Here is a 21337-nt window from a genome sequence, read left to right as displayed (position 1 = left end):
AAAATAAAAAAAATCGTACGTAGGGGCATGCCCTTCATGTACGATCGTGTTGAACCAAAGGGCAGCCTGCGTACAGGCTGCCCTTTGAAACCTACAACATTATTCTATATTCTACAGATGCAGAATGCCCCTCTCTACGGATACAGCAACCGCTTCGGAGCGCGAGTCTACCCCCAGCTTATTATAGATATTAGTCAGTTGAGCTTTTACTGTTCGTTCTGCAATGCCCATGTCAAATGCGATTTCCTTGCTTCGTAGTCCGCGAGCGACTGCCTGAAGAATTATAAGTTCTTTTTCTGTCAGTAATGTATCTTTGTGCTTGTGCACCACCGCCGGCTTCTGGTGAAAGGCAAATACCCTTGCCGAAATTTCAGGTTGCAGCAATGTTTCACCGCGAAGGGCCGACTCCAGCGTACGGAATAAATGATCACGACTTGTATCCTTGAGCAAATACCCTTTGGCCCCCAGCCCAAGCCCGTTGATCATTAGTTCATCCTCATTGTAGGTCGTCAAAATAATAACTGGAATGTTAATTTGTTCTACGTTCATCTGTTTTAACGTATCCAGACCGCTCAAGCCGCCAGGCATGTTCAGGTCCATCAGGATGACATCAGGCTGAAGTTCCTGCATCAGCTCCAGCGCCGTGTGCCCCTCTTCAGCCTCGCCAATCACTTCATAATTGTCGTCCGTCCCCAAAATCATTTTGATGCCTTCACGTACAACCCAGTGGTCATCTACAATCAGAACTTTATGACTCATTGTTTATGTCCTCCCTTCTATTCAAAATGGTATAGATAAGGTTATACATGTACCTGTATCGCTGCTTTCAACCTGAATCTGTCCTCCGATGAGTCTGGCTCGTTCATAAATGCCAATGAGACCGTAATGCCCGGTCTTTTTTCCGATAGTTGCTGTATTGAATCCTCTGCCATTGTCCTTAATCACCATTTGGAGTGAGCCGGAGATTTCTATAATAGATATATGAACCTGATCAGCATGGGCATGTCGTGCCACATTCATAAGTGTTTCACTCAAAATATGTAATACATGTTCCATGGTAAAACCGGTCAGAGCCGAACGAACCTGCAACTCCAGTTGGATTTGAACGCCTGTAGCAATTCGAAAGCGTTGTAATTGGTCTTGTACTGCCTCGTTGAAATCAAACACTGGAGTAGCCCTTGTTCGCAAGTCATCAATTGCTTTTCTTGCATCACCCAACGTTTGCCGAGCTTGCCCCATCGATGTCAGAACAATCTCGTGAGCACGCTGGATGTTTCCCCGGCTGAGGTATGCATCCACGGCTTCAAGCTGCATAATGAGACCTGCCTGTCCCTGAGCGAGTGTATCATGTAAATCTCTCGCCATACGTTGGCGCTCGTTAGCGAGTGTAAGCTCCTCAACTTTCTGATGGGTAAGCTCCAGATCGCGCAAAAACGTTTGTGTGCGCACCCGGGCATTAACCTGCCTGTAGTACAGGAGTGCATAGGCCATTACCACAACAATCATCAGGAATAACAAGGGGATAAACAGCGCAAGATCCTTAGCGTCCTTAATCCAAAGCGTAACCAGACAGAAAAGGAAATAGAGGACAAACGCAAAAAAAACAACCTTTTTGGGTTCAAACAAAATAGCTACGGTCTGTCCAATCAATACAGGAATCAAACCAATGAGTATGACGGGAAGACCATCTGGCATCAAGGCAGCGCTCCCGAAAATCAAGCCGGCCTGAAGAAACAGATATAACACCTTGGATACCTGAATCAACCTGCTCACTCGCCAGTATAACTGAATATGTGCCGCCATCAAGCCTACAAAAAAAAGGCTGGGCACCAGCAACGGTCTTAACAAGGTTTGCATCGCTACCGTAACCATAGTGACCAGTATAATCCATAACGCAATGGGAAGTCGGGATGAAGCGATTCGGTCATCCTCGGCATCCTGGCTCATTTGCAAGAAGCTGGATCGTTCCGTCCTCTCATTCATAAGTTCACCTCTTCTCCAATGATTATATTACGGATGGTTGTCCTTTTGTATGTACGTTGGTGCATGCCCTTTCGTGCATGAGCTAACGTCCCATAACATCTTAAATGAAAAACGCTCATAAGTCATGACTTATGAGCGTTTTTCGATGTTGTATAGTGAAAGCTGTTGTGTAGTGTTTTACTGACGAACAGCCGCATTTAATCCAGCAAGCAACTGGGAAAGAGTTTCCTCCGTAAGAGCCCCTCCCGTAAACGGAATCAACGCACGAAGCGGCATATATTTCATGGATGCCTGAATCATCTCGGAGGATATGGCATCGGATTGGGCCTCTTCCGTTCCCTCTGGAGCCAGTCCCTGTAATTGACTCATGACAGCCATCGTTTTTGGATTGGCGAGCAGCTCACCCAGCGTTGTATTACGGTCAAAGGTAGGTACTGGCCCGGTTGTCGTGGACTCCACGTTGACCGTCTGTTGCAGCAGAATGGAACGAGAGGATGAGCCAATCAAAATATCATAGGAGCCACTCTCTACATGCCAGTCCTTCAAATCAACATTATAATAAGCAAAGCTGCGTTTATCCAGTGTGAAGGAAACGCTACCCTCAGCGCCCGGTTCCAGTCCGATTTTGGCAAAACCTTTCAGTTCCTTGTCCGGTCGACTTACTACGGTTTGCTGATCCCGCACATATAGTTGCACAACCTCTTGACCGTAACGTTTGCCCGTGTTTCGAATTGTAACAGTTACCGTAACCCGATCCGTATCCTTGAACTGTGTATCGTTCAGACTCAGACCAGTATATTCAAACTGCGTATAGCTCAATCCATAACCAAACGGGAACAACGGTTCAATGTCCTTACGATCATAGTAACGATAACCAACATATATGCCTTCACGGTATTCCACACGATCTCCGTCCCCGGGGAAGAACAGAGCCGAAGGGTTATGATACACCGATTGCGGGAACGTTTCCGCCAGCTTACCGCTTGGATTGGTTTCTCCGAACAACAGATCCGCCATGGCTCCTCCAGCTGCCTGACCACCCAGATACGCCTCCAGTACTCCCTTCACATCAGCAAGCCAAGGCATCACAATCGGTGATCCGTTGCTTAACACGACCACAAGGTTAGGCTGCTCTGCTGCAACGGCTTTGATCAGCGCCGATTGGTTAGCTGGAATGTCCATGTGAGAACGATCATATCCTTCCGATTCATAGCGGTCAGGCAGACCGATGAACAGCACAGCGACTTCCGCTGCTTTGGCCGTCTCGATGGCTTCCTTCATCAATAACGAGTCACTTTCATCTGAAGCAAGCTTATAGCCCGCAGCATAAGTCACCGATGCATCCGCTTCAGCAAGTAAAACCATCTGTTCATAAGGGCTATCCAGTTGAGTCGGATGGATATGCGAACTGCCGCCGCCCTGATATCTGACCTTCTCAGCTAGCTCTCCGATAACGGCGATGCGGCTATTCTTGCTCAGCGGAAGAATATCGTCCTCGTTTTTCAACAACACCATCGTTTCTCTTGCCGCCTCTCTGGCAATCTGATGATGCTGCTCAGAATCAAAGGTTGCTTCTGGACGTTTATTTTCTGCCGCCTTGAAAATAATAGCTAACAACCGTTCCACGGCTTGATCAAGCTTTTCTTCGGATAACTCGCCGCCATTCACCGCCTCCACAATTTTGCGTGGTCCTTCTCCGTTGGAGGAAGGCATCTCCAGTCCAAGTCCCGCAGCGATGCTGGCTGCGATCTCATTCACTGCGGACCAGTCTGTCACAACAAAGCCCTCATGTCCCCATTCTTCCTTCAAAATGGTATTCAGCAAATATTCATTTTCCGATGCATATGTTCCATTCACTCTATTATAAGAAGACATTACTGTCCAAGGCTGCGCCTGCTTGACGGCTTTCTCAAAACCGGTCAAATAGATTTCTCTTAACGTCCGCTCATCGAGTACCGCATCGGTAGTCATCCGGCGATGCTCCTGATTGTTCACTGCAAAATGCTTAAGTGAGGTACCCACACCCTGGCTTTGCACACCTGAGATATGAGCTGCAGCCAGCTCACCCGTCAGGTAAGGGTCCTCTGAGAAATATTCGAAGTTGCGCCCGCACAACGGGGAACGCTTGATGTTCGCCCCTGGGCCGAGCAGAATGGCGACATCCTCCGCCTGCGCCTCTTTACCAATGGTTTCCCCGACAAGCTGCACGAGATCCCGGTTCCAGGAGCTGGCCAGCCCAACCGCCGAGGGAAAACAAGTGGAGGGTACACTTGCATTCAGTCCCAGATGGTCGGCATCACCTGCTTGCTTGCGTAATCCATGAGGACCATCCGTCATCATAATGGATGGAATATTCAAACGTTCTACAGCATGCGTTGTCCAAAAGCTGCTACCTGAGCAGAGTGTTGCCTTTTCGTTTAAAGTTAACTGTTTCACAATTTGCTTGATATCACGATTCATCATCCAGACACTCCTTCATCTATCGGCAGGTATCCTTGACATGTAATACGGCTATGTAAGGTCCCGCATAATATTATAGGGCTTGAGTTTAGTTCTCTTTTTAATAGTACTGTCTGGTTTAATGACATGAAATAGCGCTTTCTTAATGTGATATAACGCAATCCGAATAAAAAGAAAGATCTCTCATGCCTCGCTGGCCACTTGCAACGCTAATTCGCATAAGTATATCTGAACATCTGTATCGTTTTCTTAAGATTACAGGTTAGCCGAGGCTGCATGCATTGAAATGATAGTTCGGCCATCATACAATACAATAAGTGTTGTAACAGCTTGTCTATAGAGGGGGAATTAGCTTGTACGGTTTATTAATAGTGGATGACGAGAAATCGGTTGTTGATAGTCTCGCGCTGACAATTCCCTGGGAAGATTATGGCATCCAGGAAGTACATAGAGCTTACTCTGCTGCGGAGGCTCTCGATATCGCTTCCAAATACGCTGTTGATATTATGATTACCGATATTCGTATGCCCGAGATGGATGGATTGGAGCTTATTTTGGAGATTCGCCGATTCTCCAGTAAAATTAGATGCATTATTTTGTCTGGTCACGATGAGTTTGAATATGCCCAAAAAGCAATTCAGTATCAGGCTGCTAATTATCTCCTGAAGCCGATTAATACCGATGAGCTCATCCAAGCTGTAACAAAGGCTATCGCCAATATTGAGCACGAATGGGAGCGCATCAGTTCATTTCGGCAAATTCAGCATGCCCTTCATGCCAATATGCCCTTGTTGCGCAATCAACTTCTTAAGGAACTTCTTCAGAACAAAGCCATGAGCCATAAGATTCTGGCCGAGCGTCTCAACATGCTGGAGATTCCCTTTGCGTCCTCTGACCCCTTTATTATGATGGTCATTCGGATGGAGGAAGAATTCTCCGGTTATGATCTGCGGTCATTATCCTTGCTCGAATATGCTGTAACCAATATAGCCGAAGAAGTGTTTCAGCATCCGTTCAAGCTGTGGCATTGTATTACAGAGCAGGGATATCTGGTATTTCTGATCAAAAACAGTGATCTGCATGCACTCGATTCAGTCGACTCCCACGCGGTCAGACTGCAAAACAATGTGCAAAAATTTTTAAAGGGAGCCATCTCCATTTGTCTGAGTACAGAGCAATGCTTCCCTGACCACCTCTCCGATCTGTATTTAGCCTCCGTGTCAGCCATCAATCGGAATGTGGGCAGTAACAAAAGCTATTTTATTACGCTGGACAAAAAGGATGCGGATTCCCATGAACAGCAAAATCTCATTAATTTGTATGAGCCGCCCTTGCTCTCTAACTTGCTGGAATCAGGTAATTGGGATGAGGCCATAAGCAAAATTTCCAGAATTCTTTTCTTAAACGAAGTTGGCAAAGAACTCTCCCACGATCAATTGTTTACAGTACTACTCTACCTGTCCTCCACATTCTCAATTTCACTAAAATCGCAGGACACAACGGTTGAGGAAATGCTGGGGGAGGAGTTCGAATTTTTGCTTCGGAAAAAAAGCCAGTTATCCGGCCAACGCATATATAGCTGGGCAGAGAAAATGATTAATCAGCGGCGCAAGCAGGCTTCTAATCAGTTGATGAATGCGCATGAACAAATTACGTCTAAAGTGAGAACATACATTCAGGAGCATTTGGCAGAAGGCATCTCCCTTCAGGTCATTGCCGACTATATCGGCCTGCACCCCGTTTACCTGTCCAAGGTGTACAAAACGGTCACCGGAGAAACGATTGGCGATTATTTGTACAGCTTACGTATGAACAGAGCATCTTACCTGTTAATGAACTCAGACCTCAAAATTGCAGATGTCAGCAAGGCGCTTGGCTTTTTGGCTCCGCCGCATTTTATTAAAATATTTAAAAAGCATTATGGTTGCACACCGCAGGAGTTCCGTACTCGTTAACGAAATGAATGTAAAAAAAACATATTGGGTTTATCGCCCATTTTAAAGGGAAAATGCACCGGGATTGCTCCCAGTGCATTTTTGCAGTTCGTATAAATCTATTATGCTTGAGCATTTCTCTATTTTGAATATCCGCCTGACAAGCTTATGACCAAATTAGCGGCCTTTTATAGGCTTTCACCCATTCCCCTGCTCAATTGCCTACATACAATACATTAGACTAATGAACAGGAGTGATGTGATATGACATTTTTACCTCCTTTTGGACCTGGTGGAGGGTTCGGCGGCCCTGGGGGTCCCGGAGGACCCGGCGGACCCGGGGGATTTCCTGGTCCGCCATCGTTCCCCGGGGGTGGAGGTGGCGGACCACAAGGCGTGCAAGCACCTACCGGACCGCCACCATCATTCATTCCACAGCAACCCGCTTCGTTATATGCGGTAGATCCAAGAGCCATATCCGGCTGTCTGTTTCGCTACACATATATTTGGCCGGATCGTGGTCCCGGCTTCTGGATGTACCCGGTATTTGTAGGTAGAAATTCGGTGGCTGGCTTCCGTTGGAATGGCTTCTTCTGGCTATACACCGGCATTGATCTGCAGCGAATCAGCTCGTTTAGCTGTTTCTAGAAGTAAATCCCCCTGTATGCGGATTAATCCACATACAGGGGGATTTGGATTTATGGAATATTCACCTTGTCTAAAGCAACTTAATCAGCTTTTCTAGCTCATCAACCAAACTCTTTGCAAGTTCAAAATTAGTATCTTTTAAAGCCAATTCAATTTTCATTTCAACAGACTTTTTCTTTTGTTCATTTTCTAAATAGTTTTCATCAAAATGACTCGTATAAATCATCTCTCTAAATTCTTCTATACTCATTTTACTAATCGTTTTGTCTTCGATAATTAAAACATAATCCATGCCATTTACAACAGAATAGAAATCATGAGAAATCATGAGAATCGCACCTTTGTAGTCCTCAATGGCTTTCTCCAATGCGATTTGGCTATAGATGTCTAAATGGCTTGTCGGTTCATCCAGAAGCAATACGTTGGCTTGACTGGCAGACACTTTAGCCAATTGAAGCATGTTTTTTTCTCCGCCAGATAACGATTCAATCCTTTGATCAAGGATTTCTCCTTCAAAGCCATAGTTTGGAAGATACGCTCTAATCTCGTCATACGTTTGAAACCCTGAATCAATGAATTCATTTAGTATGGTATTCGAATCTGTTAGCATTTCGCCTTGAACCTGAGATAAATAAGCCACATTAACATCAGCATTGATTTCAATGGAATCCTGATTGTTTTTAAAGATTTCTCGGAGTAAAGTCGTTTTCCCGGTACCGTTAGGACCGATCAGGGCTACTTTATCTGTTGATTTGATCTCAAAGTTCACATTTTCCAAAAGCAACTCGTCAAAGGAAACGCTATAGTTATTGACGTTAACCACAACGCTGACTTCCATTTCCTTATCGATCCCAAAACGGATATTCGGCTGTTTGATATCGACAAATGGCTCTTTAATTCGACGTGCTTCCAATCTCTCTTGAAACTTGACTCTGGCTTTTAACGCTCTGCCTCTGGAGGCTTCCGAATTATACGTGGCGATTTCTCTAAGATTGTCGATGATGTGATCGTATCTCTCAATTTCTTCAGCCTCAGCAACCGCGATTTCTTGCAGCTCAATCTTCGTCTGAAGCAGCGAGAAGTTATAATCGATATAGCGCCCGTCAAACTCTTGGAGCTCTGTGTTTTCTAGGTGTATGATCTTGTTGAAACAATGGTTCAACAGATATCGGTTGTGCGTAACAACGAGCAGCATTCCCTTGTGTGTGTTAATCAATTTTTTAAGCGCGTTCAGGTTTTCAAAGTCTAAAAATACATCAGGTTCATCCATAATCATGAAGTCTGGACGATTCAGCATTTCCTTCATCACTTGAATAAGTTTGAATTCCCCGCCGCTTATGGCGGATATACTAAGATCTTTGAGCTTCATGAGGTTGGCAAGGTTTAACTGTTTATTGATGTTTTTTTCGAAATTATCCCCATCCATCGCTTCGAAGGCATCCAAAGCCAATTGAAGCTTTTCCATCAGGGAATCCATATCCGATGTGGTAGCCATCTCCGCATAAATTGCTGTAATTTCATCTTGTATCTTGATGAATTCTTCTGCGATATATTCAAAAACGGTCATTTCTTTTGTTTTGTCTACTTGCAAAAACTGACTCACATACCCGATTCTGCAATCGGGGTCTATCTCTAACTTGCCCTCGAACAAATATCGTTCCGGATCCATCAGGATATCGATCAATGTACTTTTTCCACTTCCGCTTGTTCCGATAAAAGCACAATGTTGTGCCTCTTCAAACGTAAATGAAATGTTTTTATATAGTTCCTTTTGTGGAAATGAGAAGGATAAGTTTTCAACTTTTATCATAGTGTTACCTTTCTTTATAACTAAATTGGTGGCTAGTATTGAATATATTGTCGAACACAGACTTTTAGAGTAACACTGTTTACCCCCAAGTACAATGGATTTTTAGCCCTTACCCTCACTTCGTGTCTATTAGCCCTCCAGTGTAAAAATGAGTATCGAACGTTATGAATGAATGTAAAGAGAGCCGACAACTGCGATTCTGCTCGCGGTCATCGGCTCTGCGCTTTAACGTCTGGCTCTGAGATAACGGATACATTCAGTTGTACTATATTGATTGATATTTCCTGTTTTTGCATCATAATTCTTTACGGCTTAGCCATCTTGGGCATATGATCCATGAGAGTATATATACGACAACACTAAACGCAGCTACTACTCCGTATAATAAAAGTAGATTTTCTTCTATGTTCATATAATAGCCTAGCAATGTTCTTAATCCTGCAATGGCAAGGGCAGTGACTACATAAGAAAGGATTATTCCGGCAATACTTTTTTCTCCATCGAGTAAAAAAGAACTAGGGATATTCACACTGGCTGGCAGAAATGCAAGAATAAGCGCAAAGGATACATTCACATATACAGCAGATAACTCAAAGCTCGATAATATCATAGAAGCAATAACACAAATTATCGTGGCAACCAAAATTCCAAATAAACTAAGGAGCACATATAAACCATATTTGCTTGAAGCGCTTTGAATCCTTGAGACAGGGAGTGTTGCGCAAAATTTGTCCCACTGGGCTGTTTTGTCACTTTGAATGCTCATTACTGCCATCATTCCAAATGAGGTTCCCGCGATTACAATCAAAAGCCAAGGAGAGCTTACGACGGACAAAACGATTCCAATGACGACCATTAATAATAGGGGGATAAGCAACGCATCCTTAATAGCATAGAAATCTTTAAGCATAAGTCCTCTCATGTTCTCTCCCCCTTGATATACAACAGCATAATATCATCAATTGTGGCAGGATCAATCACTGCATTAGGGTATTTCTTTTGTGCCAAATCTTTATCAGCAACTAATACTTCCCAAGCATAATCCTGCTTTCGGGAAGAGATTATATCTTGTTCGTCGAGAGCATCAAACTGTGCTGCACCACATTTAATGATCCCGTACTTATATCGCAATTCGTCCTTTGGTTTGTTAAAAATAACCTTGCCGTTATGAATGAATACGATATAATCAGCAACTTTTTCCAAATCACTTGTGATATGTGAGGATACCAGGATAGAGTTGCTTTCGTCCTGCACAAAATCCAAAAACATATCTAAAATATCATCACGGACAACAGGATCAAGTCCGCTCGTCGCTTCATCCAATATCAGAAGTTTGGAGCCGTGAGAAAGTGCGACAGCGATAGACAGCTTCATTTTCATCCCTTTGGAAAACTCTTTGATCTTTTTGCCCGCAGGTAAGGATAATTCATTTAGTAAAGAATAGTATTTTTCTTCATCCCAAGCTGCAAAGATATTTTGGAAGACACGGTTTAGCTTTTTAGGTGATAATCCTTCCGGGAAATTACTGCCGTCAAAAACAACACCAATCTGATTGCGAACGGCATTATCAATTTCCTGATCCTGCTTGCCCAAAATCGTCACCGTGCCGGAATCCTTATTTTTCAATCCAAGAATCGAATTGATCGTTGTACTTTTTCCTGCCCCGTTCTGGCCAATCAATCCCACAATCGACCCGCGAGGCACATGAAACGATACATTGTCCAGAACAAAGTCGTGATAAGCCTTTGTCAGTCCATTTACAGTCAAAGCATGATTCATGATTCTTACTCCTCCTCATAGAATAGCTTTAATAACTCGATGAGTTTTTCGACAGGAATACCATTTGTGCGCCCAATATCTGCGGCTTCTTGCAAAAGTCCCTCAGCTTTGCGCTGAATTTCTTCTTGATAGAAATTTTTGTTTTGTGCGGATACGAAACTTCCCCGTCCTACGGTAGTCTCTATAAAACCGTCCCTCTGCAAATCCTCATAGGCTTTTTGAACAGTAATCACACTGACATGAATAGATTTTGCCATAGATCGCATCGATGGAATGGGGTCGCCAGTCTTTAATTGACCACTCATAATCATCGCTTTGATCTGTGATGTTATTTGTTCATAGATGGGCTTACTTGTATTGCTGCTTATGATAATTTCCATATCATTACTCCGATTAGATTATTTTTTTAGTAAAGGTTTTCCCTCTTTATCCAGTAAAACGGTAAGTCCTGATCCAACATTAGGGAAAATAGCTAGTAGATATTGCACTCCAGTTTCTTTGTCAGTGATGACTTGTGTCATTACTGCACTTTCCGCTTGAGTATGCTCCACTCCAAATCGAGGTACATTTTTCATCGTTCTCCTCCTAGCTTTTACTTTAAACACGGTCTTCCTGTTAAAAATACAGATCTGTACTGTGTGCTTAATTGTACTTGTTGAATAAGTACAATATAGTACACGTGAGTACAATTGTCAAATGATGAAAAAAAAAAAAACCGCTACAATAGCGGCTCTATTAATCCTTATATTAGAATAAACGCGTGTTTCCTCATTTCTTACCAGAGGGAGGCATGCTTTCTAACGATCTCGATAAAAGCTTCTACTTGGGGAGAGATCCACTTGTTTTTGGGATATAACAACTGCGTAGCCAGGTTCTGTTTGTACTGCTGACCTGAAAGTTTTTCTTCCTTCAGCTCCTTCTCTACCGTAATTCGTGGTAACAAGGATATGCCCATCCCGCTCAATATCGACTGTTTCACAGCTTCAATACTCCAGAATTCAATATTGGATGTAATCCCAATCTGATACTCTTCAATGCATTGTTCAAACAATGTTCGATACCCACAACCTCTTTCGGTAAAAAGTAAATTGCTTCGTACAATGTCCCGTTGTAGCTCAAATGAATTGGGGTACAGCAGCATCATGGGCTCCTCAGCCAATTTCTCACTGTACAGATTGGGATCATGCACCTCTGTCCCCAGCATGAAGGAAATATCACTTTTACCTTGCATCAAATTCTCTTTATAATGAACGGAATCTAATTGGTGCCACTCGATATTGACATGAGGATGCAATTTTTTGAACTCTTCAATAATAGGTGGAAAACGATAGATCAACAACGTTTCCCCAATACTGATCACGATATTACCCGTTAATTCACCTTGTGCAGCAGTCACTTCCTTAATCATATGATACAGATCAAGCATTTTTTGGGCATGTGGCAACAATTTTTTCCCAGTCTCCGTTAAAATAACCCGCTTACCAATTCGATCAAATAAAGGGTAGTTAATCTCCTCTTCCAACGCCTTGATATGCAATGTAATTGTAGATTGCGCGTATCCAAGATGCTCAGCAGCTTTGGTAAATCCCTCGTGTTCCACAATTGTAATAAATGTAACCAAATGACGTATTTCCATCATTGGCTCCCTTCTTTTTAACATCATTAAAAATGATCATTTTCATCTAAAGTATCAATTTTACTAATATAATGCAAACGTTTATATTCAATCTAGCTCATTAAGAGCCCATTTCATTTTTAATCTCAATCGTTTATGGAAGGGAGTAATCACTATGCAAACGGCAGCAACGTCATCCATCTTGATTAATGGATATCGAATCGCTTATGAGCAATATGGAGAAGGCTCTCCCATATGGCTCCTTCATGGAACACCGTCTTATAGCTATGAATGGAGAAAAGTAATACCCTCTCTGGTTCAAAAAGGGTATAAAGTCTACGTTCATGACCTTCTTGGATATGGAGCATCCGAAAGACCAATCGAAGCAGATACTTCTGTGGCAGCACAATATAGGATTTTCAGTCAGCTTTTAGACGAACTTGGAATGGATCGTTTACATGTCGCAGCCCACGATCTGGGTGGAGTTGTTGGCCTCCAACTGGCTCAGGAACAACCTGAGCGTATACAATCGCTTACGTTACTCAACATGCCTAGCTATGATTCGTGGCCCTCACCAACCTGGAAGAAAATAATCGAAGAACAGCTTGAACAGGTTGAACAAATGCCCCGTGCTGATTTTGATACCATGCTAAAGAAACAATTACCCATGGCAGTGTATAATAAAGAGCTGATGACTGGAGATACACTGGATGCATATCTGGAACCCCATGCAGGTTCACTGGGGAAAGCCTCTTTTTTCTCCCATCAGGTAGCTCACTATAATGCAAAATATACTGAATCCTATGGAACAGATTTACCTAAGCTGAAAGTCCCCGTTCAAATTATATGGGGGGAAGAAGATGAATGGCAGCCCCTCGCTTATGCAAAGAGGCTTGTCCAGGACATCCCTCATGCCTGTCTACATGTCATTCCAAAAGCTGGTCATTTCGTTATGGAAGATGAACCTGGGCAATGTTCAGATTATATCGACCGTTTCTGCAATAAACATCCATGAGTATGTATGTATATTGAACAGAATGTCTTAGAGAAAAATTAAGTGCTCCACTGGCATAAAGCTGGTGGAGCCTTTTTTGGTTAATGACAACGTTTCTTGATGCAAGACGTAACTTCAACATTCGGTTTGAATGCACTGGCACGACAAATGATCACATTCTCCAACGTATATGTATATACAAATTTAGTGTTAGTCTTCATTTCCCCCTTCAATATTACGATAAATAGTATGGGGTTATACAAATAACCATATTTTTTGATTACATCCAAGGGGGAACAGAACGTGAGACAGACTCGCAAAAAAAAGATGGATTTAAGGTTCAAACTGTATTTGATCATTCTGGTTCCACTACTGACCATGGGCGGTCTAATCATGTGGACCACGATAGATTCCAGTAAAAATGCGTCACTGATGACCATGCAGCATAACAATCAGCAGCTGGCCGTGAATACTGCCTCTCAACTAGGCCAGGAATCTGAATTAATCAAGACATTGTCCTCTACTGCTTCGGAGGAGAGCAGCGAATATAAACGTCTTAGAGACGAACTCGTTAAAGTTAGGCTTCAATCGGGTGCCTTGTATGTTTATATGTATAACAAAACTTCAGACGGGTGGAGCTACACTGTGGATGGAGCGGATTGGGACGATACTGAATATAGCCCTTACGGGACTTCCATGGAATTCAACCCCCAGATTCAGGAACGCTTATTACGCGGAGAAGTCATCACAACAGGTATTGTAGACGATCCAACCTGGGGCCAGCTGCTGTCCTCCTTTACACCAATCAAGGATTCGCAAGGTACGATTATTGGTTATCTGGGCATTGATATTTCTGCTGGAGCAGTGAATCAAGTCTCCACGACATCCGTGAATAATGCTTATCAGACTATTATCCCGATTTTTGTGGTTGTACTGATTCTTTCTTTGGTCATGATGTTATTCGTAGTACGAGGTATTCTTAGACAAGTTCGCGATATTAAGTCAAGCCTCGAGCAGGTTGCTGATGGGAATCTTAAAGTCGTATCCACACATATGACCAATGATCAACTCGGTGACATCAGTGATTTGATTAACATCATGGTTGCCCAATTGACGAACATTCTGATGGGAATACAGCAAGGATCAAATACGTTGCAGCAGTCATCAAAAGATATTTCGGAAACCGCTCAGACGAACCAGCGTCAGAGCGAAGAACTTTCCAGAGCTATTGAGGAAATTGCCATAGGCTCCATGAAACAGGCAGAAGAAACCGAACATTCCGTCCAGCATTCGGAGAATCTCGGCAAAATTATGGATGAAGTCGGTTCTTATGTGCAACAGTTTACCCATACTTCAGAGCAACTGTCTGCCGTACAAGTACAAGTTACACGTGAACATGAGGTTCTGCTTGAAAAAGGCCGGGAGAATGCCAAGCGGGTTGAGCATCAGCAGGAAATTTCCAGGTCTCTAACAACGCAATCGGAACTCGCTTCCTCTATTAGTGGACAAATCCACAATATCCTGAAACAAACCCAGATTTTATCGCTGAATGCTTCAATTGAGGCAGCCCGTGCTGGCGAGGCAGGTAAAGGTTTTGCTGTCGTTGCTGGTGAAATGGGACAGCTTGCTCAGCAGTCCGAACATTCGATCCAGGAGATTGATGTGATCCTGAGTTCATTTGTTCAAGAAATCCACCGGATGGGCAGTCATTTTGAAGCGAACATGGTGGCGGTCAAGGAACAGGAAGAACAGATCGCTGATTGCCTTCAAGCATTCAGACAGGTTAGTCAATTATCGACTGAAGTGCACGAGCTTGCTCAGCGTTTGGCAAACCGGACGATGGATATGCACTCCATTCGACAGGAAGTGGAACAGCACCTGAGCTATATCGCTTCTGCAACCGAGGAAACTTCAGCCATGGCTGAAGAAGTCACGGCGAGTGCTGAGGAGCAGCAGCGATCGGCGAGTGAACTGTCTAACATTTCCGGGCAGCTCGCCGGTCTTGCTGGCAACCTGAAATCATATTCCGATCAATTTCAGATCGAAGTCACTAAATAAGTTCCCAATCTCATTAAACGTGTTGTCTCAGATTCCACACATTGAATATGATTAGCGCGTTGACTTATTAACGATTCCTCATTTATTATTGGGACATTGAGAGCCAGGTACTACTTGCCATGAAAGCCTTGAATATGGATCGTAAACAAACTCAACAGTGAAAGATGTGAGGAATTATGAGTAAACAAAAGTTATACTACGGTAAAGATATCGAGGTCATGTTTAATTCGGATGTCTGCATTCATTCCGGTATTTGCGTAAAAGGCCTCCCTGCTGTGTTTGATTTGAGCAAGCGTCCCTGGGTTGATCCTGATGGTGACACTTCGGAGGCCATTGCCCGGCATATTGACACATGTCCAAGCGGAGCATTGACCTATAAGCTTCTGGACGGTGAATATTCAACAAAGAAAGAGGATGAACATGCATAACGTAGAACATGAACCTGCCAATAAGAGATTTCTTATTCAAGATAACGGTGATATTGCTGCGGTGATGACCTATGTAATCTCGAGTCCAGAGCTATACATAATTGATCACACATTGGTTGAAAATGCATACCGAGGACAAGGGCTTGGCGATGAACTTATCAAAGCGATGGTGGAATACGCGCGGGAAAACGGTATTAAGATTTTACCTTTATGCCCGTTTGCCAAGGGACGTTTCGAACGTATCTCCGAATACGCGGATGTTCTCCATCAATAAAACGAATATTCGCAGCTAATTTTCATGTGGTTACACAACAATAAAAGGCGTCTATATCATTCAGACCATGATATAGACGCCTTTTTACGTATCCTACTTATACTTTATCGCTTAATCCAACAATGGTTTCAAACGGTCGCAACACCAGGGGCAGCATGCCATTTTCATAGTTGGTAAGCCAGATCTCTGAGAAGTTGAGGCCAAGCTCATCTTCTTCAAGCTCCACGATGTGTTCAGAAAGATTGATGACTACCAGCACCTTTTGATCTGCCAGTGTACGTGTATATGCATATACACTCGGATGATCCGGCATAAGAAGCTCATAGATTCCATAAGTCAACGTATCGTGTTTTTTTCGCAGCTGAATCATTTTTTTATAAAAGTGCAGAATGGAACCTGGTGCCTGGAGTTGTTTCTCTACATTAATTTTGACGTAATTGTCATTCACCTTTAACCATGGCGTACCGGTGCTGAACCCGGCCTCTTTGGCCGAAGACCACTGCATCGGCGTTCTGGAGTTATCACGACTTGAAGCCCAGATGATGTTCATGATCTCCTCATGTGACATCCCCTCTTCACGTTTGATCTGATATAAATTCCGATCGGCTATGTCGTTATAATCTTCTATGGAAGGGTAAGCCACGTTTGTCATGCCTATCTCTTGCCCCTGATATATAAAAGGTGTGCCTTGCATGAAAAAGTACATGGCTCCAAGTGCTGTAGCACTTTCATACCAATACTCTGTATCATTTCCCCAAGATGAAACTTTGCGAGGCTGATCATGATTTTCAATAAACAAAGCATTCCAACCGACGCCTTCCAGCGATTTTTGCCACTTGGTCAAGACGTTTTTCAATTTGGGAACATCCAGTTGCCTGTCTGTACTGTTTTTCCAAAGGTCCAGGTGTTCGAATTGAAAGACCATATTAAATTTCCCTCTGACTTCACAGATCCAATCCAGCAGATCTTCTTGGTCCTCTACTTTAACTCCATTCGCTTCCCCAACAGTCACGACGTCATATCTGGATAATGTGTTCTCTTTCATTTCTTGCAGATAACTCTGGATTCCCTTGACATTCATATGCTTTTCAAAAGAAGAGATGTACTTGACACCTTCTCGGATTGGCATGTCCAAGAGGCCCTCTTCTTTGTGAATATGGCTGATTGCATCCACACGGAAACCATCAATCCCTTTATCCAGCCACCAATTCATCATTTCATATATGGATTTCCGGACCTCCTGATTTGCCCAATTCAAGTCTGGTTGTTTCTTGGAGAACAGGTGGAGATAGTATTGTCCGGAGACTTCATCATATTCCCAAGCAGAACCGCCAAATATGCTTTCCCAGTTATTCGGTTCGTCTCCGTTCTTCCCATCTCTCCAGATGTACCAATCTCGTTTGGGGTTATCCAGCGAAGCTCTGGATTCAATAAACCACGGGTGTTCGTCACTTGTATGATTGATCACCAAGTCCATAATAAGTTTCATGCCGCGGTGATGCACTTCATGCAGTAATTGATCAAAGTCCGCCATCGTGCCGAATTCATCCATAATGGAACAGTAATCACTGATGTCATAACCATTATCATCGTTGGGTGACTTATACATCGGACAGATCCATATCAGATCAATACCGAGATCTTGAATATAATCCAGTTTGGATAGGATCCCCTTGATGTCACCAACCCCATCACCGTTGGAATCCATGAAACTTCTCGGATAGATTTGATAGGCTACGGCTTCTTTCCACCATACTCTTTTCATTGAATATAATCCTTCTTTCTTGAGAACTGAACATGATATAACATATTACGTAATATGCTTTAATGATGAATAAGGTACATTCTTGCTTCATATGGACGTAATTTGCTGTCCGAGAGTTCACTTGTATAATTGGATATCAAAAGCTGATTGGACTCTGTTAATTGCTCCTGAAGCGGCAGTTCGGTCGTATATCCCTGGAAATTGCATACCACAAGAATCGTAGTACCATTCAACGTGCGGGTATATGCAAACACGTCTGGGTTCTCTGGAAAGATCAGCTCATAATCACCATATACAATGACTTCATGATCTTTTCTAAGTTGAATCAACTTCCGGTAATAATGAAATATGGATTCGGGATTATTCAAACTTTCCTCGGCATGGATATGTTTATAATTCGGATTCACCTTAATCCAAGGTTCCCCTTGTGTAAAACCTGCGTTATCGGAAGTATCCCATTGCATAGGTGTTCGTGCGTTATCACGGCCCTTGGCGTAGATCGACTCCATCACGCTTTGTTCAGGATAACCTTTCTCCATTCTTTCCTTATAAAAGTTGAGCAATTCAATATCCCGATAATCCTCGATCGAATATTGAACATTTGTCATACCCAGCTCTTCACCCTGATATATGTAAGGCGTACCTTGCATGCCATGAAGAAGGGTAGCCAACATTTTAGCCGATTCAACTCTGAATTCTCCGTCATTTCCCCAACGGGATACAATTCGAGGTAAATCGTGGTTGTTCCAGAACAAACTGTTCCAGGCATCTCCTTTGAGCTCCGTCTGCCACTTGGACAGTACTTTTTTTAATGCCATCACATCCAAAGGTTTAAGAGCCCACTTTCCTTTGCCTTCTTGTTCATCCAAACTGATGTGTTCAAATTGGAAGACCATTGAAAACTCACTGCCGTATGGATTGCTGTACAGTTTGGCGATTTCCGGAGTGGCGCCCCATGTTTCTCCAACCGTTAGCAGGTCTTCCGCTTTTTGAAACGTCTCCTTGCTCAGTTCCCTGATATATTGATGCAGATTAGGTCCGTTTCCTGTAATCTTCATATCCGGTTCTTTACCAATTAAGTCGATCACGTCAAGTCGAAAACCACCAACCCCCTTGTCGATCCACCAATTGATCATGTCGTATATCTCCTGCCGGACTTTTGGGTTTTCCCAGTTGAGATCCGGCTGTTTTACGGAAAAGAGATGTAAATAATATTGCCCAATCTCAGGCACCCATTCCCAGGCTGAACCACCAAAGGTGGACCCCAAGTCGTTCGGAGGTGCTCCTTCAACACCATCTCTCCAGACGTAGTAGTCATGGTACGGATTGTCTTTGCCTTTTTTGGCTTCTTGAAACCAGGGGTGTTCATCCGATGTATGGTTCAACACCAAATCCATGATGATCCGAATGTCTCTTTTCTTGGCTTCAAGAATTAACGTTTCCATATCTTCCAAAGACCCAAACATCGGATCGATATCCTGATAATCTGAAATATCATATCCGTAATCATCCTGAGGGGACTTGCAAACAGGGGACAACCAGATCGCACCAATGCCGAGTTCCTGCAAATAATCCAATCGGGATACAATGCCCTTCAAGTCGCCGATGCCATCTCCGTTATGATCTTGAAAGCTGCGTGGATATATTTGATATACAACGGTTTCTTTCCACCATTTTTTATTTTCCATTCTTATTCAACCTTTCTAATGTTATTCTTTGACCGATCCTACGACAATGCCAGTCACAAAGTATTTTTGCAGCAGCGGATAAATCAGCAATAGCGGGATAACAGCAACTACGATTTTGGCTGCGTTCAGGTTTTTGTTCGAAATTTCAGTCAGGTTGCTGAGTTCACTGGAATTTGTGCCGGCTTGAAGCAAATCGGCAATATTCACGTTAAGGGACTGGATATAGGTCATTAGCGGATAATTGCTGACTTTAGTCATATAGATCAAACCGTTGAAGAAGTCATTCCATGTCCCCACGATACTGAATAAGGCGACAGTCGCCAGTGCAGGAATGGACACAGGAACATATACTTTAAACAAGACCTGAAGCGGATTCGCCCCATCAATAAACGCGGCTTCTTCAAGCGCCTTAGGTACAGCGGAGAAGAAATTCATCACGAGAATGACACTGAATATCGGGACAGCGCCTGGCAGAACCAGTGCCCATATCGTATTCAGCATGTCCAGGTTTTTGATCAGCAGGTAACTCGGAATCATGCCTCCACTAAACAACATGGCAAAAATCATGATATTCATATAAATGTTTCTGCCTTTAAATTCCCTTTTTGATTTGGATAGCGGATAAGCCATCAAAATAATCAGAATCATGTTAAGCACAAGGGTAAGCGCGACACGTAGAACAGATATGCCAAAGGAACGCCAGAACTGTGCATCATCAATAATTTTGCTATAAGCCGCTGTTGTAAAATTGACCGGAACGAGACCTACGGCATTCGCTGATACCGCCTCGCTGCTGCTGAATGAAATGGCGACGATATTCCATAACGGAAGAAGGCAGACCAATGCCAGCATGATGACGATGGCATAGATGACAAACCGGCCAATTCGATCTTTGAAGTTTGCAGAATAGGACACAGGTTTGGCCTCCTTAGAATATTTTTCGGTCCGTATATTTTTTGGCCAACTGGTTGGCAGACAAGAGCAAAACAATACCGATTACGGACTTGAACAAACCAACAGCTGTACCGAAGCTATACTGTCGTCCAACGAGACCGATCCGATAAACATAAGTATCCAGGATGTCGCCTGACTCATAGACAATCGGGTTATACAGATTATAGACTTGGTCGAAACCGGCGCTCAAAATGTTGGTCAGGCTCATTACACCCATGAGCAGAATAATAGGGAGCATGCCTGGTAAGGTAATATGCCATACTTTTCTCCACCAACTGGCTCCATCCATTCCTGCCGCTTCGTATAGACCGGGATCAATTGAGGTAATGGCAGCCAAATAGACGATGGAACTGTAACCAAACTCTTTCCATACGTCTGTACCTATAATCAGTGGCTGGAACCAGGTGTTGCTGCCAAGGAAATTAATATTCTCCAGGCCAAAGAACGCGAGCATTTGGTTCACAATGCCGTCCAAACTGAACATGTTGACAACGACGGATGCGAGTACAACCCAGGATAGAAAGTGCGGCAGATAAACAATCGTCTGCACGGACTTTTTAACGTATTTGATACGAATTTCATTTAATAAAACGGAAAAAATGATGGCCATCATCGTTCCGAGCAAAATCTTGCCAATCGCAATTACCAACGTATTGCTGACGACCTGCGCTATATCCGGCAGCTTGAACATATACATAAAATGCTTCAGCCCTACAAATTCGGAGCCAAACATCCCCTTCGCCGGTACATAGTCCTGAAAAGCTGTGATGACGCCGACCATTGGGATATAGCTGAATACAAGCAAAAACAAAATGCCCGGCAGCATCATCATATGGTACATGGCACCTGGGCCGAGCCGCCCTCTCGCTTTTAAATTCCGCTGTTTCATGGATGAACCCCTTTCGTTGAAGAAAGGCTGCGTATCGCAGCCCTGCTACTGTTCATGG

General features: G+C 43.4%; 19 protein-coding genes. 6 read left to right on the top strand and 13 right to left on the bottom strand.

Annotation, left to right across the window (positions count from 1 at the left end; translation table 11 throughout):
* Window positions 1-111 precede the first annotated feature (111 nt).
* The 3 genes from MKY87_RS01460 to MKY87_RS01450 all read right to left on the bottom strand — a co-directional run bounded on the left by MKY87_RS01460 (window position 112) and on the right by MKY87_RS01450 (window position 4443).
* Window positions 112-759 carry a response regulator transcription factor gene (locus MKY87_RS01460; protein WP_315935581.1) on the bottom strand — a complete coding sequence of 216 codons (648 nt, stop codon included), beginning with the start codon at window positions 757-759 and terminating at the stop codon, window positions 112-114.
* Between the two features lie 21 nt (window positions 760-780).
* Complete coding sequence (locus tag MKY87_RS01455) at window positions 781-1983, bottom strand: sensor histidine kinase (RefSeq protein WP_340962591.1); 1203 nt, start codon at window positions 1981-1983, stop codon at window positions 781-783.
* Window positions 1984-2160: 177 nt separating this feature from the next.
* Entirely contained in the window at window positions 2161-4443 is a 2283-nt protein-coding gene (locus MKY87_RS01450) for a beta-glucosidase (protein WP_340967359.1), read from the bottom strand.
* Window positions 4444-4796: 353 nt separating this feature from the next.
* On the opposite strand from MKY87_RS01450, the gene MKY87_RS01445 reads away from it, so the two are divergent.
* Together MKY87_RS01445 and MKY87_RS01440 are read left to right on the top strand one after the other, a co-directional pair.
* The gene (locus tag MKY87_RS01445; protein ID WP_340962589.1) at window positions 4797-6398 is read left to right on the top strand and encodes a response regulator transcription factor; all 1602 of its coding nucleotides are present in this window, start codon (window positions 4797-4799) and stop codon (window positions 6396-6398) included.
* Window positions 6399-6641: 243 nt separating this feature from the next.
* The gene (locus MKY87_RS01440; RefSeq protein WP_047843165.1) at window positions 6642-7025 is read left to right on the top strand and encodes a hypothetical protein; all 384 of its coding nucleotides are present in this window, start codon (window positions 6642-6644) and stop codon (window positions 7023-7025) included.
* Between the two features lie 70 nt (window positions 7026-7095).
* Here the strand turns inward: MKY87_RS01440 and MKY87_RS01435 are convergent, their stop codons facing one another.
* The 6 genes from MKY87_RS01435 to MKY87_RS01410 all read right to left on the bottom strand — a co-directional run bounded on the left by MKY87_RS01435 (window position 7096) and on the right by MKY87_RS01410 (window position 12253).
* A complete protein-coding gene (locus tag MKY87_RS01435; RefSeq protein ID WP_340962588.1) occupies window positions 7096-8835 on the bottom strand; it encodes an ABC-F family ATP-binding cassette domain-containing protein in 1740 nt (579 codons plus the stop codon).
* A gap of 295 nt (window positions 8836-9130) precedes the next feature.
* The gene (locus MKY87_RS01430; protein ID WP_340962587.1) at window positions 9131-9757 is read right to left on the bottom strand and encodes an ABC-2 transporter permease; all 627 of its coding nucleotides are present in this window, start codon (window positions 9755-9757) and stop codon (window positions 9131-9133) included.
* Window positions 9754-10614: an ABC transporter ATP-binding protein gene (locus MKY87_RS01425; RefSeq protein WP_338586908.1), complete on the bottom strand. Its 861-nt coding sequence runs from the start codon at window positions 10612-10614 to the stop codon at window positions 9754-9756. The genes MKY87_RS01430 and MKY87_RS01425 overlap by 4 nt, the downstream gene beginning before the upstream one ends.
* 5 nt (window positions 10615-10619) lie before the next feature.
* Entirely contained in the window at window positions 10620-10994 is a 375-nt protein-coding gene (locus MKY87_RS01420) for a GntR family transcriptional regulator (protein WP_338586907.1), read from the bottom strand.
* Between the two features lie 18 nt (window positions 10995-11012).
* The gene (locus MKY87_RS01415; RefSeq protein ID WP_338586905.1) at window positions 11013-11189 is read right to left on the bottom strand and encodes a DUF6440 family protein; all 177 of its coding nucleotides are present in this window, start codon (window positions 11187-11189) and stop codon (window positions 11013-11015) included.
* 200 nt (window positions 11190-11389) lie between these two features.
* Complete coding sequence (locus tag MKY87_RS01410; RefSeq protein WP_340962586.1) at window positions 11390-12253, bottom strand: LysR family transcriptional regulator; 864 nt, start codon at window positions 12251-12253, stop codon at window positions 11390-11392.
* 151 nt (window positions 12254-12404) lie between these two features.
* On the opposite strand from MKY87_RS01410, the gene MKY87_RS01405 reads away from it, so the two are divergent.
* The 4 genes from MKY87_RS01405 (at window position 12405) to MKY87_RS01390 (ending at window position 15983) form a co-directional block, all read left to right on the top strand.
* Window positions 12405-13244, top strand: coding sequence for an alpha/beta fold hydrolase (locus MKY87_RS01405; RefSeq protein ID WP_340962585.1), 840 nt, complete (start codon window positions 12405-12407; stop codon window positions 13242-13244).
* Window positions 13245-13550: 306 nt separating this feature from the next.
* A complete protein-coding gene (locus MKY87_RS01400) occupies window positions 13551-15281 on the top strand; it encodes a methyl-accepting chemotaxis protein (protein WP_340962584.1) in 1731 nt (576 codons plus the stop codon).
* Window positions 15282-15457: 176 nt separating this feature from the next.
* Window positions 15458-15709 (top strand): (4Fe-4S)-binding protein, encoded by a 252-nt coding sequence (locus MKY87_RS01395; RefSeq protein ID WP_091020981.1) that lies wholly within the window; start codon window positions 15458-15460, stop codon window positions 15707-15709.
* Window positions 15702-15983, top strand: coding sequence for a GNAT family N-acetyltransferase (locus tag MKY87_RS01390; protein WP_036615433.1), 282 nt, complete (start codon window positions 15702-15704; stop codon window positions 15981-15983). The genes MKY87_RS01395 and MKY87_RS01390 overlap by 8 nt, the downstream gene beginning before the upstream one ends.
* 97 nt (window positions 15984-16080) lie before the next feature.
* Here MKY87_RS01390 and MKY87_RS01385 read toward each other — a convergent pair whose 3' ends face one another.
* From MKY87_RS01385 to MKY87_RS01370, 4 genes are read right to left on the bottom strand one after another with little or no spacing between them, the layout of a single operon-like run.
* Window positions 16081-17748 carry a glycoside hydrolase family 13 protein gene (locus MKY87_RS01385; RefSeq protein ID WP_340962583.1) on the bottom strand — a complete coding sequence of 556 codons (1668 nt, stop codon included), beginning with the start codon at window positions 17746-17748 and terminating at the stop codon, window positions 16081-16083.
* A gap of 59 nt (window positions 17749-17807) precedes the next feature.
* Window positions 17808-19436 (bottom strand): glycoside hydrolase family 13 protein, encoded by a 1629-nt coding sequence (locus MKY87_RS01380; RefSeq protein WP_340962581.1) that lies wholly within the window; start codon window positions 19434-19436, stop codon window positions 17808-17810.
* Between the two features lie 21 nt (window positions 19437-19457).
* On the bottom strand, window positions 19458-20351 hold the full coding sequence (locus MKY87_RS01375) for a carbohydrate ABC transporter permease (protein ID WP_340013044.1): 894 nt from the start codon (window positions 20349-20351) through the stop codon (window positions 19458-19460).
* A 13-nt stretch (window positions 20352-20364) separates the two neighbouring features.
* Window positions 20365-21279 (bottom strand): ABC transporter permease, encoded by a 915-nt coding sequence (locus MKY87_RS01370; RefSeq protein WP_340962579.1) that lies wholly within the window; start codon window positions 21277-21279, stop codon window positions 20365-20367.
* Window positions 21280-21337 lie beyond the last annotated feature (58 nt).

The organism is Paenibacillus sp. FSL R7-0198 (genome assembly GCF_038000415.1).
Classification (GTDB): Bacteria; Bacillota; Bacilli; order Paenibacillales; family Paenibacillaceae; genus Paenibacillus.
Note: the sequence above shows the minus strand (reverse complement) of the source record. Positions and strands in the feature narration are given on the sequence as shown.

Coding starts and splice junctions, on each gene's coding strand:
- MKY87_RS01460 (WP_315935581.1), bottom strand. CDS start 759: ATGAGTCATAAAGTTCTGATTGTAGATGACCACTGGGTTGTACGTGAA.
- MKY87_RS01455 (WP_340962591.1), bottom strand. CDS start 1,983: ATGAATGAGAGGACGGAACGATCCAGCTTCTTGCAAATGAGCCAGGAT.
- MKY87_RS01450 (WP_340967359.1), bottom strand. CDS start 4,443: ATGAATCGTGATATCAAGCAAATTGTGAAACAGTTAACTTTAAACGAA.
- MKY87_RS01440 (WP_047843165.1), top strand. CDS start 6,642: ATGACATTTTTACCTCCTTTTGGACCTGGTGGAGGGTTCGGCGGCCCT.
- MKY87_RS01435 (WP_340962588.1), bottom strand. CDS start 8,835: ATGATAAAAGTTGAAAACTTATCCTTCTCATTTCCACAAAAGGAACTA.
- MKY87_RS01430 (WP_340962587.1), bottom strand. CDS start 9,757: ATGAGAGGACTTATGCTTAAAGATTTCTATGCTATTAAGGATGCGTTG.
- MKY87_RS01425 (WP_338586908.1), bottom strand. CDS start 10,614: ATGAATCATGCTTTGACTGTAAATGGACTGACAAAGGCTTATCACGAC.
- MKY87_RS01420 (WP_338586907.1), bottom strand. CDS start 10,994: ATGGAAATTATCATAAGCAGCAATACAAGTAAGCCCATCTATGAACAA.
- MKY87_RS01415 (WP_338586905.1), bottom strand. CDS start 11,189: ATGAAAAATGTACCTCGATTTGGAGTGGAGCATACTCAAGCGGAAAGT.
- MKY87_RS01410 (WP_340962586.1), bottom strand. CDS start 12,253: ATGATGGAAATACGTCATTTGGTTACATTTATTACAATTGTGGAACAC.
- MKY87_RS01405 (WP_340962585.1), top strand. CDS start 12,405: ATGCAAACGGCAGCAACGTCATCCATCTTGATTAATGGATATCGAATC.
- MKY87_RS01400 (WP_340962584.1), top strand. CDS start 13,551: ATGGATTTAAGGTTCAAACTGTATTTGATCATTCTGGTTCCACTACTG.
- MKY87_RS01395 (WP_091020981.1), top strand. CDS start 15,458: ATGAGTAAACAAAAGTTATACTACGGTAAAGATATCGAGGTCATGTTT.
- MKY87_RS01390 (WP_036615433.1), top strand. CDS start 15,702: ATGCATAACGTAGAACATGAACCTGCCAATAAGAGATTTCTTATTCAA.
- MKY87_RS01385 (WP_340962583.1), bottom strand. CDS start 17,748: ATGAAAAGAGTATGGTGGAAAGAAGCCGTAGCCTATCAAATCTATCCG.
- MKY87_RS01380 (WP_340962581.1), bottom strand. CDS start 19,436: ATGGAAAATAAAAAATGGTGGAAAGAAACCGTTGTATATCAAATATAT.
- MKY87_RS01370 (WP_340962579.1), bottom strand. CDS start 21,279: ATGAAACAGCGGAATTTAAAAGCGAGAGGGCGGCTCGGCCCAGGTGCC.